This window comes from Mesorhizobium sp. CNPSo 4671 (genome assembly GCF_057784245.1).
Genome location: NZ_JBWLUW010000011.1, coordinates 1 through 16,501, shown reverse-complemented (window position 1 = coordinate 16,501; position 16,501 = coordinate 1). Strand labels below are relative to the sequence as shown.

Below are 16,501 nucleotides of genomic sequence, written 5' to 3'. Positions count from 1 at the left end.
GCCAAGGCCCGAACCATTCTCAACCGCGACCCAGGCAGTCGCGGACATGTTCCACCTTAGGGCGCGATCGCAAATGATCGCGGCTTCGCGTCCGACCGCGGCCCCAAATCACCCGTCACCAGGTGGTCACCTGGTGGGCATGCGTCAGCCAATCGCCGCACGGACCGAGAGGGCTGCCCTGGACGATTGCATGACCTCGCCGACATGGCAGTAGCAGACGATCTCGTGCAGTTGGTGGTCGGTCAACTCGAAGAAGCGCTTGGCTTCGCCATAAGTGTCGTCTTTCAGACCCTCGTCGCGCAATATGGGGTCCGTGAAGGCAACCGCTATCGGCGAGCCATCGCCTCGCATGACATCGCGCTCCGGCAGCGCACGGTATTCGGTTCCGGCAAGCGCGGTCAGGAGCCGGCTGGGCTCACGTTCAAGAAGCTCGGCCCAACGTACGAGACGTTGGGTTCGGCTCATTACCGGCTGTGTGTTGACGTCGGCCACTGCATGCAGTTGGTCCAGTGTTTGGTGTTTCATGGCAACCTCCTAGCAGTAGGTTGGTTGACCCCAAACGCCCTATGTCGACATCATAGCGCCGAAGCGTCGATCCGTCATTCTAATTCCATGCCGGGACAGTCGCGCTTCCGGCACTACGCCAACGCAATGGCCCCACTTTGCCGGCAATTTTCAACTCCACCGAATATCGACGACAACGCGAAAAAGGCCAGCGTCTGCTCCTCGCAGGTCACCGCCACGACGCTGTCCGACCGGTCGATGTCGAGGCCCTTCGGGCCGCCTTCCTCGGGGCTGGCCCGGCCGCGCAGGAAGGTTTCCTCGTCGAGCACGGTGGCCGAGCGCGCGGGCGCGCGATGCCCGCTCCAGTCACCGTCGCCGGCATAGACATGCACCATCCGGCTGCCGGCGTCGGCGACGAGGATGTGCCGGTCGTCGCTCGTGAAGCGCACGCCATGCGGATAGCCGGCGTGCTGCAGGACGCCGGCGGGTTCGGTGCCGGGTCCAAGCGGCGCGGACATGCGGTAGAGTTTCACATCCTGGGTGCCGTGGCTGCTGACCGCGATCCAGCGGCCGTCATGGCTGAGCGCAATGCCGTCCGGTATGTCCAGACCACGCTCCAGCAGCCGCTGGTTGCTCGTCGTGCGATAGCCAAGCCATCGGTTGACCACGTGCCGGGTGACCAGATGCGTGTAATTGTTGCAGACCAGCAGGCTGACGCGACCGCGCGACTCCCGCCTGACGGCAATCGAACCCGGCGAATTCAGCTTGCAAAGCCGCCTGCCCTTTACCCGGCGAATGGCTGATATCTCGAGGCTCTGGCCAGCCGGTTCTTCGCGCGGCAGGCTGAAGATCGCAACCAACCCATCGCGGTTGGCGATCGCCAGGGTGCGGTCATCGATGAAATCCAGGCCATGGATTTCGCTCATATCGTCCGATGTCAGCTCCATGAAATCGTGAAGCGTAACGTCTGGACCATCGGATCCGGCCTCGATGTCGATGCGCAGAACCAGCAAGCGCTTGCGCGCATAGCCGGCAATCGCCAGCAATCGATTGTCCGGTGAAAAGCGCAGATCCTCGGTGCGTCCAATCGCCGAAAGCGCCGCCCGCACCGCCGCATTGGCCTTGAAGGCGATCACGGGGATTGTTCGTGGTGCGCCCTGAGGATCGAACGACGAAAGGGGTCGAGAAGTATCCAACTGTTCCCCGTCCATTGACGACTGTTGCCCCGTTTCGATGTTGCCGACTAAACCCACGGCGACCGCGGCGCTTCTATCGCTCAACGCTGCCCGCCATCTGGAAATCAAGCGACGTGACGAGCCCCGATCAGTTCAGATCGGCTCGAACGTCACATCCGGCTGGTCAGGACCCCCAACCTGTCGCAACAAGGCGACAAGATGCTCGCGCCTGTCAACCGGCTGTTTTCGCCAGTTTGAAGCGTTCGTGACATGCAGCCAGCCGTCAACCGACATGAAGAAATCCTCGTGCGGGTCATCGCCCTCGCCGAAGTGCAGCAACTTGTTTTCGGTAGATCTGACCCGGGCGGGATCGATCGAGCGATAGAGCAGCGGCCAGTTGCCACCACCCGAATCCATATGGAATTTGTAGCTCGGCGCGAAATCCAGCCGCTTCCGCAACAGGCTTCCATCGAAAAAACAGAAGCCGGGCCACAGGAACCAGCCGCCCGGCGTCGGCGTATCGTGCCGCATACTGCCATAGACACTTTTGCCCTTCAGCCGGTCGCGGATTGAAAACGGTTCCGTCGGAAAGATGTCGTGGTCGATGAAGCCGAAGAGCTTCGGTCCAAAACCGGTCATGAAATTCCGCACGATCCAGTTGATCGCCTGGCCGTGCGATCTGCTGACCACCAGCCTATTCCTCGGCAACGAGACGTAGGGGACGTGCTGGCGACGGCAGAGGTCGCGGATGGCGTCCCTTGCCTCCTGCTTCTTGCTGTTGTCGAAGACGATGTAGCTCTCGTGCTCGGCCAGGTATCGGCGCACGAGATGGATTTGCCATGCGATCACATCAGGCCGGTTGAAGGCGACGCTGGCGACGATCGCGTTACGGAACGCTTGCTGTCGTCCCTGCAATTCGCTGACCGGCGCCGATGTCCTCAGGAAGCGAAAAGTCCGCCAGCGATAGCGCAGCAGCGCCTCGCGCCGTGGCGGCCGGTTAAGCCTCTCCCATTCCGCCACGGTAATCCTGGACTGATCTTCGCCTGCCGGCGCATCGGAAGCCACCATGCCGCGCTCCTGCATCCTCAATATCGACGGCGGACTCAGTTCTGCTGGATCGAAATGCCCTTGTCGTCGATCTTGAGTTCCACGCCTTTCGGCTTGGTCTGCTCGCGGTAGACATAGACGCCGAGCGCGACGACCACGACGACGAGCGCGCCAATGATGAGATAGAGCGTATTCTGCTTCATGGCGCGCCCTTTGTCGTCTCGAGCCTCAGGCTCGTTTCAGGACCTTGACCAGCACCAAGAGGATGATGGCACCGATCGTGGCGTGGATGATGGAAGCAATGACGCCGCCGCCGATGGAGAAGCCGATCCGTGGCAACAACCAGCCGGCGATGAACGCGCCGACGATGCCGACGATGATGTTGCCGATCAGGCCGAAGCCGAAACCGGAAACGATGAGACCGGCAAGCCAGCCGGCGATAGCACCAATGATGATGAAGACGAGCAGGCTTTCGACGCCCATGGTGATTTCCTCCGAGCAAAGAGGGCGAGCGCGGAGCGGAAGGCTCCGAATCGGCCCCGATATCAACGGCTTCAGGCTATTCGAAAGCAGCTGGCCTCGCCAGCTTCGCGGTCACTAGAGCAACCCCAGGAAAAGTGTGAAGCGGTTTTCCGTCCGGGATTGCGTCAAAACTAATCGTCATCGTCGCTTGAGGCTGGCCGCCAGCTGGTCGGCTCGACCTTTTTCTGGGTGTTGCTATCGGTATAGACCCACCACCCGCCGTCGCGATGTTGCGCAATGGATTCGTTGACGACGCCGTCGCTGTCCTTCCACATGACAGAGACCTTGGAGCCGTCGGTCGGCGCTGTCGATATCGGCTTTCGATCGGCCATCTTATCCCCCATTGAGCCGTTGAAACTGCGCCGACAAAACGCGGCGGCTGGCATCTTGGTTCCAGTTGTCCACCGGCCAGGATCGCTCTCAGGCCATCAGCTGTGCGCAAAAATATCCTCTTCGTCCCAGCCCATCAGGTCAAGCTTGGCCCGCGTCGGCAGGAAGCGGAAGCACGCATCGGCCTCCTTGGTGCGGCCATCACGTGCCAGCCGCCCGGCCAGCACATCGCGCAACCGGTGCAGATAGAGCACATCGGAAGCAGCATATTCGAGCTGCTCGGGCGACAGCGTCTCGGCCGCCCAGTCCGATGATTGCTGCGCCTTTGACAGGCCGACGCCGAGAAGCTCGAAGCAGATATCCTTCAGCCCGTGCCGGTCGGTATAGGTGCGGGTCAGCCGTGAGGCAATCTTGGTGCAGAACACCGGTTCGGGCAACACCCCGAACGCGTTGTAGAGCACGGCAAGGTCGAAGCGTCCGAAATGGAAGAGCTTCGTCACGCTGCGATTCCTGAGCAGACTGACGAGGTTCGGCGCCTTCTTCTGGCCGGGCGCGATCTGGATGACATCGGCGCTGCCGTCACCAGGCGATATCTGCACCACGCACAACCGGTCGCGATGCGGGTTCAGCCCCAGCGTTTCCGTATCGATGGCCACCGCCTCGACATTGTAATGCGAAAGGTCGGGCAGATCATGCTTGTGGAAACGGATATCGGCCATTGTCTTCTCCGGTCGCGGCGTTCCCCGTCCTCGCCGCGATCCGGTGAAAAATCAACAGGAAAACGACTTTTGAGCCGCTCAGCGTGTCAGTGCATCGAGAATACGCGCCCAGGAGCGCTGACCCTTGTGGAAGGAGGATAGCTCGTATTTCTCGTTGGGCGAGTGGATGCGGTCGTCGTCGAGGCCGAACCCGACCAGCAGTGACTCGATACCGAGATAAGTCTGGAAATCGCCGACAACCGGGATTGATCCGCCACTGCCGGTGGTGACCGCCTGTTTCTCCCATTCGTCCGACAGTGCGTCCTTGGCCTTGGCCAGGAACGGCGAGTCGTAGGAAAGCTGGATCGCCGGCGAGCCGCCATGCGGGTGGAATTCGACCGAGCAATCGGCCGGGATACGTTCCCGCACGAATGCCTGAAACGCAGTACGGATTGCCTTCGGGTCCTGTTTGTGGACGAGGCGGAACGACACTTTGGCCGAGGCTTCCGCCGCGATCACCGTCTTGAAGCCCTTTCCAGTGTAGCCGCCGATGATGCCGTTGAACTCGGCGGTCGGCCGCGCCCAGGTCAGTTCCAGCACCGAGCGGCCTTTTTCGCCCGAAGGGATCGACAAGCCGACGGGGCCGAGGAAAGTCTCGGCCGTCTCGCCCAGACTTTCCCAGGACTTCAGAACCTGTGAGGGTGTTTCCTCGACGCCGTCATAGAAGCCCGGAATGGTAATGTGGCCATCCTTGTCGTGAATGTCGGCCAGCACCTTGGCCAGGATACGGATCGGATTGGCGGCGGCCCCGCCATAGAGGCCGGAATGCAGGTCGCGGTCGGCGGCCTTCACCGTGATTTCCTCGCCGACCAGCCCGCGCAGCGCCACGCAGATCGACGGCGTTTCGCGATCCCACATGCCGGTATCGCAGACCAGCGCGAAGTCGGCCTTGAGCTCCTCGGCATTGGCCTCAAGGAACGGTTTCAGCGACGGCGAACCGGACTCCTCCTCGCCCTCGAACAGGATGGTGACACGGCACGGCAGATTGCCATGCACCTGTTTCCAGGCGCGGCAAGCCTCGACAAAAGTCATCAGCTGGCCCTTGTCGTCGGCCGAGCCGCGCCCGGTGATCACCCTATGGTCAGGCCCAACCTCCTTCACCGCCGGCGCGAACGGATCGTTTTCCCACAATTCGATCGGGTCGACCGGCTGCACGTCGTAATGGCCGTAGAACAGCACATGCGGCGCGCCGGCCGGACCCTCATGATGCGCAACCACCATCGGATGGCCCAGCGTGTCGCGCACGCTGGCATCGAAGCCGATCAGCTTGAGCTCCGCCACCAGCCATTCCGCCGCCTTGCGGCAGTCGGCGGCATAGGCCGGATCGGTGGAGATCGACTTGATCCTGAGCAGGCCGAACAGGCGTTCCAGGCTCTGGTCGAGATTCTTGTCGAGACGGTCGAGAACGGGGGAAACTGCGGACATTTGGCAAGCCTTTCGATTCAGTGGCGGAACCGTAAAGGCAGAGCGGCGAAACGAAAAGCCCGGGACCATTGGACCACGGCGCCGATCGGCTGCCGCAGGCCAAAAAAAGTCGACTGCCGCGAGGCAAAAAAAGACCGCCGTGGTGGAGGGGGAACCACGGCGGCCTCATACTCGAAACGATGCGGCAGCCCGGAGAGGGGGGATAGGCTGCCGCAGTTGTCCGGGATAGGCGGGGGACGGGCCTTGCTCCGGACTTCGGCGAAAACTGCCGATGGCCTGTATTTGGGTCTCCGAACGTGGCGATTCAAGGGCATCAACGTTACACTTTTGTAACGTGCCCGTGAGCGGGCCTGTATAACCCCGATCTGTCAGGGTGTTGCCGGAACCGATGCCTGATGGTGTCTTTGGCATGGACCAAGCCATCGCGCCGCGCTATCCCTGCCGGCATGAAAAAAGGCGATCATCTCTTCCTCATCGACGGTTCCGGCTACATCTTCCGGGCGTACCACGCACTGCCACCGCTGACCCGCAAATCCGATGGCCTGCCGGTCGGCGCTGTTTCCGGTTTCTGCAACATGTTGTGGAAGCTGATGCAGGATGCCCGCAACACCGATGTAGGCATTGTGCCGACCCATTTCGCGGTGATTTTCGACTATTCCTCGAAAACCTTCCGCAACGACCTCTACCCCGAATACAAGGCCAACCGCTCGGCGCCGCCCGAGGACCTGATCCCGCAATTCGGCCTGATCCGCCAGGCGACCAAGGCGTTCAACCTGCCTTGCATCGAGATGGAAGGCTTCGAGGCCGACGATCTCATCGCCACCTATTGCCGGCTGGCCCGCGAAGCCGGCGGCGACACCACCATCATCTCCTCCGACAAGGACCTGATGCAGCTGGTCGGCGACACGGTCGGCATGTACGACCCGATGAAGGACCGCCAGATCGGCATTCCCGAAGTCATCGAAAAATGGGGCGTGCCGCCGGAAAAGATGGTCGACCTGCAGGCGCTGACCGGCGACTCCGTCGACAATGTGCCCGGCGTGCCCGGCATCGGGCCGAAGACAGCGGCGCAGTTGCTGGAGCAGTTCGGCGACCTTGACGGGCTGCTGGCCCGCGCCGGCGAGATCAAGCAGGACAAGAGACGCGAATCGATCATCGCCAACACCGACAAGGCCCTGATCTCGCGCCAATTGGTGACGCTGAAGAACGACGTGCCGGTAACCGACGGGCTGGACGATTTCGTCCTGCATGCCCCGGACGGGCCGAAGCTGATCGGTTTCTTGAAGACCATGGAATTCACCTCGCTGACCCGCCGCGTGGCGGAAGCGACCAGCACCGAGGCCGGCGACGTCCAGGCCGTCGCTGTGACCGTCGAGCGCGCCGACCATGCGCATGGCCCTGACGTTGGGGCGGGAGCGCCAGTGGTGTCCCGAGGCGCCGCCCAGCCGGCCCAGGCCAACGGTGGGGCAGCCGCCGCACCCGACAAGGCCAAGCAAGGCGACACCCCTTCCCTGCTCTCAGCCTTGCGGCTGGAGCGCGCGGCCACCAGCAAGATCGACACGGCGGCCTATCCCTGCATCCGTGATATCGCGACGCTGAAAGCCTGGGTCGCCGAGGCGCGCGAGGCTGGCATCACCGCCTTCGACGTCAGGGCGACGTCGGGCGATCCGATGCAGGCCGAACTGATCGGCATGGCAATAGCCACGGCGCCCGGCCGCGCCGCCTACATTCCCTTCGCCCACAAGAGCGGCAATGGTGACCTGCTCGGCGGCGGCACGCTCGAAAACCAGATCCCGCTTCGCGAGGCGCTGGCGCTGCTGAAACCGCTGCTCGAGGACAAATCGGTCTTAAAAATCGCGCAGAACCTGAAATACGATCTCGTCATCATGAGCCGCTACGGCATCGATGTCGCGCCCTTCGACGACACCATGCTGATCTCCTACGTGCTCGATGCCGGCACGCCGCATGGCCACGGCATGGACGCGCTTGCCGAGAAATGGCTTGGCCACACCCCGCTCCAGCTCAAGGATGTCACCGGTTCCGGCAAGAGCTCGGTCGGTTTCGACCAGGTCGACATCGACAGGGCGACGGCACACGCCGCCGAGGACGCCGATGTGACGCTGCGGCTGTGGCTGGTGCTGAAGCCCAGGCTTGCCGCCAAGGGCCTGGTCTCGGTCTATGAGCGGCTGGAGCGGCCGCTGGTGCCGGTGCTGGCGCGCATGGAACAGCGCGGCATTTCGGTCGACCGGCAAATCCTGTCCAGGCTGTCGGGCGAATTGGCGCAGGGCGCTGCTCGCCTGGAAGAGGAAATCTACCAGCTCATCGGCGAGCGCATCAATATCGGCTCACCCAAGCAACTCGGCGATATCTTGTTCGGCCGCATGGGCCTGCCCGGTGGTTCGAAAACCAAGACCGGGCAATGGTCAACCTCGGCGCAACTTTTGGAAGACCTTGCCGCCGAAGGCCACGAACTGCCGCGCAAGATCGTCGACTGGCGCCAGCTGACCAAGCTGAAATCGACCTACACCGATGCGCTGCCGGGCTTCATCCACCCGGACACCAAACGCGTCCACACCTCCTACGCGCTCGCCGCGACGACGACGGGGCGGCTGTCGTCCTCTGATCCCAACCTGCAGAACATTCCGGTGCGCACCGCCGAAGGCCGCAAGATCAGGACCGCCTTCATCGCCGACAAGGGCAACCGGCTGGTCTCGGCCGACTACAGCCAGATCGAACTGCGCGTGCTTGCTCATGTCGCCGAAATCCCGCAATTGCGGCAGGCTTTCGCCGACGGCGCCGACATCCATGCCATCACCGCCTCGGAAATGTTCAACGTGCCCGTCGAGGGCATGCCTTCCGAGATCCGCCGCCGCGCCAAGGCGATCAATTTCGGCATCATCTACGGCATCTCCGCCTTCGGCCTCGCCAACCAGCTGTCGATCCCGCGCGAGGAAGCCAGCAACTACATCAAGAAATATTTCGAGCGCTTTCCCGGCATCCGCGACTATATCGAGGAAACCAAGGCCTATGCCCGCGAGCACGGCTTTGTCGAAACCATCTTCGGCCGCCGCATCCATTATCCTGATATCAGGTCGTCCAACCCATCGCTGCGCGCGTTCAACGAGCGCGCCTCGATCAACGCCCGCCTGCAAGGCACCGCCGCCGACATCATCCGCCGCGCCATGGTGCGCATGGAGGAGGCGCTGGACAAGGCAAAACTGTCGGCCCGCATGCTCCTGCAGGTGCATGACGAACTGATCTTCGAAACAATCGAGGCCGAAGTCGAGGCGACGATCCCGGTCGTGCGGCACGTCATGGAAAACGCGGCGATGCCGGCGGTGTCGATGTCGGTGCCGCTGCACGTCGACGCGCGAGCCGCGAACAATTGGGACGAGGCGCACTAGCGCCAACGCAAGGTGTGTTGAGATTCAGTCGAAAATGGTGGGTTCCGAGAACCGGAGCGGAGCGTACTTTTGGGTACGTGAGCACCGGAAGCGGAGGAAGCCGCCGTTTGCAGGCCGGCCTCACCTGAATATCAATACACCTTAGGCCGCCTCAGCCCGGCACTTCGCACACACGCCGCGAAACTCGATCACCGCCTTCTTGGCGGCGAAGCCGGTCGAACTGACCCATTCGTTCAGCCGGTGGTCGACATCGTGATCCGACATCTCGGTCACTTGTCCGCATGTGTCGCAGATGGCGAAGGCGGTCATTGAATGGCTGTGGTCGTGCGGCTCGGCGCACGCGACGAAGGAGTTGATGCTTTCCAGCCGGTGTACGAAGCCCGACTTTACCAGCGTGTCGAGCGCCCGATAAACCTGCAGCGGCGCGCGGAAACCGCGTTCACGCAGCTGGTCGAGCAAGGTGTAGGCGCTGAGCGGTCCGCTGGCGGCCTCGAGTTTCTCGAGCACGCACACCTGGTTTTTCGTCAGCACATCCCTTGCCGCCATGGTTCTGTTCCAACTTGTCCTGCGCCATCCTCAGGCTGTTTGCCCGTGCAAACGGCCCGATCCCAATCAGATAGCGACGAACCGTCGTCTTTGCTACTCTTCTGTTGTCCCGGGCCAATCGATGACGTGCCGGCACATTTGACGATGGCAGGGTTGATGGCGGAGCGACATTCAAAATACTGACAAAATCCTCGACGAGGGTGGTTTCGCTTGGGAAATTCGATCGGGCTTGGGGAAGCGATATGATCAAATTGACACGCCGGACGCTGCTTGTCGGCACGTCGGCGCTGATGGCGGCCGGTACGCTCTCGTTCCGGGCACTGGCGGCATCGCGCACCTATCATGCGCTGCTGGTCGCCTGCACCGAATATCCTGCCTTGCCGCAGAGGAACTGGCTGATCGGGCCGAAGAACGATGCCGGCCTGGTGCACGAGTATCTGCTGAAGAACGTGCCCGACCCGGTACGCTTCGCGCCCGAAAACGTCACGCTGCTCGCCAAGGATGTGCCCGGCGCCAACGGCTTGCCGACCCATGCGGCGATCAAGGCGGCGTTGGCGGATCTGGCAGCCAAGGTTCAGCGTGACGATTTCGTCTATCTGCATCTGTCCGGCCATGGCGCCCAGCAGCCTGAAATGGTCAAGGGCGACGAGACCGACGGGCTCGACGAGATTTTCCTGCCGGTCGACATCGAGAAATGGATAAACCGCGACGCCGGGGTGCCGAACGCGCTGGTCGACAATGAGATCGGCGACGCGCTCGACGCCATCCGCAACAAGGGCGCCTTCGTCTGGGCTGTCTTCGACTGCTGCCATTCCGGCACCGCGACCCGCGCCGTCGAGGTCGACGACGAGCTGGAACGCAAGGTCGAATTCGCCGATCTGGTTGGCGGCGACGAGGCTGCCAGGGCGGCGGCCATCAAGACCTATGAGGACACGGTCGCAAGCGCCTCGCGCGGCCTCGACGAGAATGGCGCGCGCAAGCCCGCCTTCAACCTGACGCCGACTGGCGGCGAACCGATCACCAAGGGCAAGCTGGTCGCCTTCTATGCCGCGCAGACGGTGGAGACGACGCCGGAGATGCCGCTGCCCAAGGGCACGACGGACGCGCCGCGCTTCGGCCTGTTCACCTTCACCATCCTTTCGAAACTGGCCGAGAATCCCAACGTCACCTATCGCCAGCTTGGCCAGGCCGTGCTGCAGCAATATTCGGCCGACAGCCGCACTCGGCCGACGCCGCTGTTCGAGGGCGAACTCGACGCGCGCGTCTTCGGCACCGACAAGACCGACGCGGTCATGCAGTGGCCGATCGTCGTCAAGGACGGCGAGGTGACGATCGGCGCCGGCCTGCTGCATCGCCTCACCCCTGGCAGCAAGCTCGCCATCCTCCCCTCGGCGCTGTCGTCGCTGTCCGACGCGGTCGGCTATCTCGAAGTGGAGTCGGCCAAGAACCTGGAGAGCCACGTCAAGCCGGTCGAGTTCGAGAAGAAGCCGGCACTCAAGCTCACCGACATTCCCGCCAACGCCTATGCGCGGGTGGCGGAGATCGCCGTCGACTACAAGCTCGCCGTCGCGCGGCCGGCCGCGACCAAGGGATTGGAGAAGGAAGCCGAACTCGTCAATTCGGTTCTCGACGAACTGGCCGCGGCCAAGGAGACTGGCTTCAACATCGAGCTGGTCGATCCCGGCAAGAGCGCCGAGCTGCGCTTCGCGGTGATGCGCGAGAATGCCATTGAAGGCGCGGCCGGGGACGCCACCGACAAACCGGCGCTGTGGTTCCTGCCGGCATCGGGCGACGTGACCCTGAAGGACGGCAGCAAGCCGCCGCTGATCATCATCCATCCGGACGATCGCCAGAAGCTGGTCGACGCAACGGCCAGGAATTTGCGCACCATCTTCCGCGCCACGGGCCTGTCGCGGCTGGCCGCGGCCTCCGACTACAAGCCCGAGGATGTCGACGTGCAGTTCAAGGTCAAGCGCCGCGACAAGGATGGCCTTGAACCGCTGCAGGCTTCCGCGGTGCCGCGCGTCTCGCCGGGCGACGAAGTGCATGTGCTGGCCAAGAACAGTTCGGACCAGCTGGTCGACATCAACGTGCTCTATGTCGGCAGCGACTATTCGATCACCCACATCGTTGCCGAGCGTCTTGCCCCGCAAGCCACGCTGGAGGAAGGGCTGCTCGCCTTCACCGACACCAGCTTCGGCATGGAACGGATGATCGCGGTGCTGACCGAGGCGCCGCCGGAGAGCGAGAAGGAGGATCTGAGCTTCCTGGCGCAGGACGGCGTCGCCTCGATGACGCGCGGCCTCGGCCCCGCCAGCTTTTCCGACATGCTCGCCGATATCGGCGCGGCGCCGCCGACCCGCTCGGTGATGCGGCTTGCCGACAAGAGCGGCCCGAAGGGCGCGGTGATGATCTTCCCGATGGAGACGGTGCCGCGCGCCTGAGTTCCGGTGTCAGGGCCGCACGGCCCTGTTGCGCCGGCTCTTGCGCGATTGGCGCGATATGAGAACATTCCCGGCCGCCATGGCGCGTGACGGCTGGATGAAGCAGATAGGATCGATTGTGAAGAATTCCGTGTTTTCCTGGCGCGTGGCGGTGGCCGGCTTGGCCGGCAGCCTGTTGCTGATCGCCAACGCTTCGGCAGAGGACGCTTGCGGCCTGTGCGTCAAGCAGATCGTCACCAACTCGGAACTGGCGACCTGTTTTCTCGATCAGTACGACCAGATCGCTAAAACCAACAGCAACGCTGTCGTGGTCGATCTCTCGAGCTGTGCCTCGCGCGGCATCGTCGAAGCGTTGCCGTCACCGACAAAGGCGCCTGCGGAACCGGACGTGCAGTTCATGGTCTCGCGCCCGCAACTGCAGTGCCTGAAGAAGCGGCTGGAGACGCCGGGCATCGTGCTTGATCCCTCCGCCACCATCGAACTGGACAACTGCAAATGAAGAAGCCGGGGGGCACGACAAAGCAGACACAGATGGCCGCGCCCGCCAAGGTGCCGGCGGCGAAGCAGACGCTGCCGGAAACCACGGAAGGTTTCCCCTGGCCAAGCAGCCACGAGATCAAGAAGGAGAGCAATCCCTTCACCGATCGCGACTGGCGCATGCTGGTCTATGCCTGGTCGGGCTTGCTGGTGCGTTTCGCCATCATCTTCACCCTGGCATTCTCGGTCTACCAGTTCCTCGCCAACCAGGAGCAGAAGCGCGTCGAGCAGACCATGTCGCTAGTCGAGCTCTGGGAAACCAAGGACTACCAGCAGGCGCAGCGGGCACTGAAGGATCGTCTCGCCGCCCTCAATGCCAAATACGACAATCTGCTCAGCGCCAATCCTTCGCCGACCGAGGAACAGGTGTTCCGTCAGCGCATCGGCATCGAGGCGATGACCGCCTCCGGTGGCGACATGCCGCTCGCCGATTTCAACGAGAATTTCGACCGCATCGTCTATTTCCTCAACCGCCTGTCCTTCTGCGTCGACGGCAACCTGTGTTCGCGCAAGGTGACCGACGCTTATTTCCGCGACTACGCCGTCTCGTTCTGGAGTTATTTTGCCGGCTATGTCGACAAGCAGCGCAAAGCCGGTTCGCCGACTTTCGCCACGGCGATCGAGGCCTATGTGCGCAACGGGCAACCGGCAGCCGAAGCCAAATAGCGATGGAAGAGGCTGGGATCAGCATCCGCCTCATGCGTGCCTGCCGCTGGCTGGCCATGGCCGCGGCGTTGATCATGGCCTCGGTAGCTCGAGCCGAGGATGGCCCTGATTTCCATCTCGACCTCGATACCGGAGGCCATACCGCACGGATTGCCGATCTCGCCTTCACACCTGATGGAGAGGATCTGGTCTCGGCATCCGACGACAAGACCATCCGCATCTGGGACTGGCAGAGCGGCGTGACGCTGCGCACCATCCGCGGCTATCTCGGCAATGGCAACGACGGCAAGATCTTCGCGGTCGCGGTCTCGCCGGACGGCAAGACGATCGCCGCCGGCGGCTATTTCGGCGCCGGCCTCGGCGACAAGCCGCCCTATGGCGATATCAGGCTGTTCGACTTCGCCACCGGCAAGATGAAGGCCGTGCTCAAGGCCGCCGACTACGCGACTTATGACCTGGCTTTCTCTCCCGATGGCAAGACGCTGGCCGCCGGCGGTGCCGACGGCATGGTCTATCTCTGGAAACAGGACGACAAGGCCACGTCAGGCTGGACGCTGGACACGAAGCTCGATGCCGATTCCTGGCACATCGACAAGCTGGCTTTCGCCTCTGCGGGAACCCGGCTGGCGGCGACCACCACCGACAATGGCATCCGGCTGTGGGATGTCGCCAAGGGCGAGGAGATCGCCTTGCCGGCTGACGCCGAGCCATTGCGGGACATCAGCGTCATGGCGCTGGCGGCATCCCAGGACGGCAGCCTCTTCGCCACCGGCAGTAAGGACGGACAGGTCCAGCTCTGGCGCGCAGCCGACGGCACGCTGGTGCGTGCCTTGCCGAAGCAGGATTTCCTCATCGGCTCGCTGACCTTCGCCAAGGGGTCGCTTCTGGTCGCCTCATGCGGCTATCGCTGCGCCGACAAGCATCGCTCCACCGTCTGGAATACCGACAGCGGCGAGAAGCTGCTCGACTACAGCGGCCACGACGGCACCGTCTATGCCAGTGCCGCCAATGCCGACGGCTCGCTGGTGGCGACCGCCGGCGGCACCCGCAACGCCATCCAAGTCTGGGACCCGGCGACCGGCGAACGCAAGGCCTTGCTACAAGGTGTGGGAGAGCCGGTGACATCAGTCGGCATCGATGCGGCGAACGGAATCATCGCCTGGGGTAATGCCAACCCCTGCCCCGAGCGCGTGGCTTGCCCGGAACAGCTGGGTGCGCTGGACAAGACGCTGGAACTGCCGACCACCGAGCGGTTCTTTGAGGATCCGCAGCCCCTGACCGAACCCGGCTCGTTTGCCCGCGCAGCATTTGCCGACGGCCAGTGGTCGCTACACGCCACGGCGGGTGGCAAGGATGCGCTGGAAAACGCGGTGCTGAAGATTGCCAATGGCGGCAAAATGGTGCGCTCGATCGAGAACGACGCCACCAACGGCTTTGCCCATTCCGCCTTCACGCTGATCGACAACGGGCTTGGCCTGATCACCGGCGGCAGTGACGGCACGCTGCTGGAATACAAGGCCGCGACCGCCAGGATTGCCGGCGAATTCACCGGCCATACCGGCGAAATCAACGCCATGGTCGCCTCGGGGAAAGCCGGCCTGCTGGTCACCGGTAGTGCCGACCAGACGCTGAGGCTGTGGAACCTGAAGACGCACGAGCTGATCGTGTCGATCTTCTTTGCCGGCTCGCAATGGATCGCCTGGATGCCGCAGGGCTATTATTATTCCTCGGACGAGGGCGACAAGCTGATCGGCTGGCAGGTCAACCAAGGTCGCGATCATGAAGGCCGTTTCATCCGCGCCGGCCAGTTGAAGAAATATCTCTGGAGCCCCGAAATGGTGCGCCGTGCCATCATCCTGCGCAGCGCCAAACAGGCGGTTAAGGAGATGCGGCCGGGCGTCGACAACGAGCTGCAGAAGCTTTTGCAGCGCAAGCCGCCGGAATTCGGCATTCGGCTGGCCGACGACCAGAGCAAGGTCCGTGACGGTTATGTCGCCGTCGAGATCACAGGCGCCAAGGAATTGGGCGCCGATGTCGCCGGCTTCTCGATCCTGTCGAACAGCCGCAATGTCGGCGACGTCACCACGCGTTCGGCCGACGGCAACAAGACAACAGTCGAAGTGCCGGTCGAGGACGGCCAGAACACCATTCGCATCACCGGCACCAACGAATATGGCTATCTGACCGAACGCAGCGTGACCGCGCTGGCGAGGAAGACGGAGAAGGCCGAAGCCAAGGGCAAGCTCTATGTCGCCGTCATCGGCGTCGACAAATATCCGTTCCTGGCCGACGCCTGCTCCGGCCACGCCTGCGATTTGCGCTACCCCGTCGACGACGCCACCGAATTCCTCAAAGTGGTCGCGCAGAAATCGGCGCCTTTGTTCTCGTCGATGGAAACGCTGGTTCTGGTCAACCGCGAGGCGCTCGACGAGAGCCCCGACAAGGCGCAGCAGACCTACACGGTCGCCAGCGCCGATAACATCATGGAGCCGGATTCGCATACGATCGACGACCAGCTTGCCGATTTCCTCGACAGACCCGGCGAACACGACACCACCATCGTCTTTGTCGCCGGCCATGGCATCAACATCGACGAGGACTACTATTTCATCCCGACTGATGGCCGCAAACAGGATGCCGACCGCTGGAAGCGCTCCTCGCTTGTCGACTGGTCGGATATCCAGAAATCGGTCGAACGGGCCAAGGGCATGCGCTTCATGCTGCTCGACACCTGCCATGCCGCCAATGCCTTCAATCCGCGCCTGGAAAAGGACGCGCAGGACGCGCGCATCGTCGTGTTTTCGGCGACCGCGGCCAACAACACCGCCGCCGAACTGCCGGAACTCGGCCACGGCGTCTTCACCTATTCGATCCTCGAAGGCCTGCGCGGCAAGGCGCGGACATCCGACGGCGGCGTGACGCTGTTCGGGCTCGCCGATTTCATCTCGCGCGAAGTGGTTCGGCTGACGTCGTCGAAGCAGAAGCCGTTCTATTATGTCGGTGGCGTGGAGAATATCGTGTTGGCCGAGCCGTGAGGGGGCTGCGCCAAGCCTCCCCCCTCGCGCGATCGTGGCCCATTATCGCGGTAATGCTACTATTTCTCCTCTTGCCCCTCCCTACCCTCGCCGCCCCTGTCGTCTGCC

General features: G+C 63.0%; 14 protein-coding genes. 5 read left to right on the top strand and 9 right to left on the bottom strand.

Translation table 11 applies throughout. The features are described from left to right. Positions 1–144: 144 nt before the first annotated feature. From AC04SF_RS26605 to AC04SF_RS26570, 8 genes are all read right to left on the bottom strand, one after another. A complete protein-coding gene (locus tag AC04SF_RS26605; RefSeq protein WP_488480211.1) occupies positions 145–525 on the bottom strand; it encodes a hypothetical protein in 381 nt (126 codons plus the stop codon). A gap of 113 nt (positions 526–638) precedes the next feature. Beyond that, positions 639–1,640, bottom strand: a complete 1,002-nt coding sequence (locus tag AC04SF_RS26600) for a hypothetical protein (RefSeq protein ID WP_488480210.1) — start codon at positions 1,638–1,640, stop codon at positions 639–641. Between the two features lie 192 nt (positions 1,641–1,832). Beyond that, positions 1,833–2,747: a hypothetical protein gene (locus AC04SF_RS26595; protein ID WP_488480209.1), complete on the bottom strand. Its 915-nt coding sequence runs from the start codon at positions 2,745–2,747 to the stop codon at positions 1,833–1,835. A gap of 35 nt (positions 2,748–2,782) precedes the next feature. Then, entirely contained in the window at positions 2,783–2,929 is a 147-nt protein-coding gene (locus AC04SF_RS26590; protein ID WP_488480208.1) for a hypothetical protein, read from the bottom strand. Positions 2,930–2,954: 25 nt separating this feature from the next. Beyond that, on the bottom strand, positions 2,955–3,209 hold the full coding sequence (locus tag AC04SF_RS26585; protein ID WP_010911563.1) for a GlsB/YeaQ/YmgE family stress response membrane protein: 255 nt from the start codon (positions 3,207–3,209) through the stop codon (positions 2,955–2,957). A 170-nt stretch (positions 3,210–3,379) separates the two neighbouring features. Continuing rightward, positions 3,380–3,580 carry a hypothetical protein gene (locus AC04SF_RS26580; RefSeq protein ID WP_488480463.1) on the bottom strand — a complete coding sequence of 67 codons (201 nt, stop codon included), beginning with the start codon at positions 3,578–3,580 and terminating at the stop codon, positions 3,380–3,382. Positions 3,581–3,676: 96 nt separating this feature from the next. Further along, positions 3,677–4,297, bottom strand: coding sequence for a ribonuclease D (locus tag AC04SF_RS26575; RefSeq protein WP_488480207.1), 621 nt, complete (start codon positions 4,295–4,297; stop codon positions 3,677–3,679). Positions 4,298–4,375: 78 nt separating this feature from the next. Beyond that, entirely contained in the window at positions 4,376–5,761 is a 1,386-nt protein-coding gene (locus tag AC04SF_RS26570) for a M20/M25/M40 family metallo-hydrolase (protein WP_488480206.1), read from the bottom strand. Positions 5,762–6,207: 446 nt separating this feature from the next. Between AC04SF_RS26570 and polA the strand changes: the two genes are divergently transcribed. Continuing rightward, the gene (gene polA / locus AC04SF_RS26565) at positions 6,208–9,165 is read left to right on the top strand and encodes a DNA polymerase I (RefSeq protein ID WP_488480462.1); all 2,958 of its coding nucleotides are present in this window, start codon (positions 6,208–6,210) and stop codon (positions 9,163–9,165) included. Between the two features lie 141 nt (positions 9,166–9,306). Here the strand turns inward: polA and AC04SF_RS26560 are convergent, their stop codons facing one another. Then, a complete protein-coding gene (locus AC04SF_RS26560; RefSeq protein WP_095199553.1) occupies positions 9,307–9,711 on the bottom strand; it encodes a Fur family transcriptional regulator in 405 nt (134 codons plus the stop codon). Between the two features lie 242 nt (positions 9,712–9,953). Between AC04SF_RS26560 and AC04SF_RS26555 the strand changes: the two genes are divergently transcribed. The 4 genes from AC04SF_RS26555 to AC04SF_RS26540 are packed head-to-tail and all read left to right on the top strand — an operon-like array spanning position 9,954 to position 16,393. Beyond that, positions 9,954–12,155, top strand: coding sequence for a caspase family protein (locus AC04SF_RS26555; protein ID WP_488480205.1), 2,202 nt, complete (start codon positions 9,954–9,956; stop codon positions 12,153–12,155). Positions 12,156–12,213: 58 nt separating this feature from the next. Then, positions 12,214–12,654, top strand: coding sequence for a hypothetical protein (locus AC04SF_RS26550; RefSeq protein ID WP_488480204.1), 441 nt, complete (start codon positions 12,214–12,216; stop codon positions 12,652–12,654). Beyond that, a complete protein-coding gene (locus tag AC04SF_RS26545; protein WP_488480203.1) occupies positions 12,651–13,358 on the top strand; it encodes a DUF4760 domain-containing protein in 708 nt (235 codons plus the stop codon). The genes AC04SF_RS26550 and AC04SF_RS26545 overlap by 4 nt, the downstream gene beginning before the upstream one ends. Before the next feature lie 32 nt (positions 13,359–13,390). After that, positions 13,391–16,393 (top strand): caspase family protein, encoded by a 3,003-nt coding sequence (locus tag AC04SF_RS26540; protein ID WP_488480202.1) that lies wholly within the window; start codon positions 13,391–13,393, stop codon positions 16,391–16,393. Positions 16,394–16,501 lie beyond the last annotated feature (108 nt).

Excerpts from the sequence above, each read along its gene's own strand:
- AC04SF_RS26570 (WP_488480206.1), bottom strand. The coding sequence starts at position 5,761 with ATGTCCGCAGTTTCCCCCGTTCTCGACCGTCTCGACAAGAATCTCGAC.
- AC04SF_RS26550 (WP_488480204.1), top strand. The coding sequence starts at position 12,214 with ATGAGAACATTCCCGGCCGCCATGGCGCGTGACGGCTGGATGAAGCAG.
- AC04SF_RS26575 (WP_488480207.1), bottom strand. The coding sequence starts at position 4,297 with ATGGCCGATATCCGTTTCCACAAGCATGATCTGCCCGACCTTTCGCAT.
- AC04SF_RS26585 (WP_010911563.1), bottom strand. The coding sequence starts at position 3,209 with ATGGGCGTCGAAAGCCTGCTCGTCTTCATCATCATTGGTGCTATCGCC.
- AC04SF_RS26545 (WP_488480203.1), top strand. The coding sequence starts at position 12,651 with ATGAAGAAGCCGGGGGGCACGACAAAGCAGACACAGATGGCCGCGCCC.
- AC04SF_RS26580 (WP_488480463.1), bottom strand. The coding sequence starts at position 3,580 with ATGGCCGATCGAAAGCCGATATCGACAGCGCCGACCGACGGCTCCAAG.
- polA (WP_488480462.1), top strand. The coding sequence starts at position 6,208 with ATGAAAAAAGGCGATCATCTCTTCCTCATCGACGGTTCCGGCTACATC.
- AC04SF_RS26555 (WP_488480205.1), top strand. The coding sequence starts at position 9,954 with ATGATCAAATTGACACGCCGGACGCTGCTTGTCGGCACGTCGGCGCTG.
- AC04SF_RS26590 (WP_488480208.1), bottom strand. The coding sequence starts at position 2,929 with ATGAAGCAGAATACGCTCTATCTCATCATTGGCGCGCTCGTCGTCGTG.
- AC04SF_RS26605 (WP_488480211.1), bottom strand. The coding sequence starts at position 525 with ATGAAACACCAAACACTGGACCAACTGCATGCAGTGGCCGACGTCAAC.
- AC04SF_RS26560 (WP_095199553.1), bottom strand. The coding sequence starts at position 9,711 with ATGGCGGCAAGGGATGTGCTGACGAAAAACCAGGTGTGCGTGCTCGAG.
- AC04SF_RS26595 (WP_488480209.1), bottom strand. The coding sequence starts at position 2,747 with ATGGTGGCTTCCGATGCGCCGGCAGGCGAAGATCAGTCCAGGATTACC.
- AC04SF_RS26540 (WP_488480202.1), top strand. The coding sequence starts at position 13,391 with ATGCGTGCCTGCCGCTGGCTGGCCATGGCCGCGGCGTTGATCATGGCC.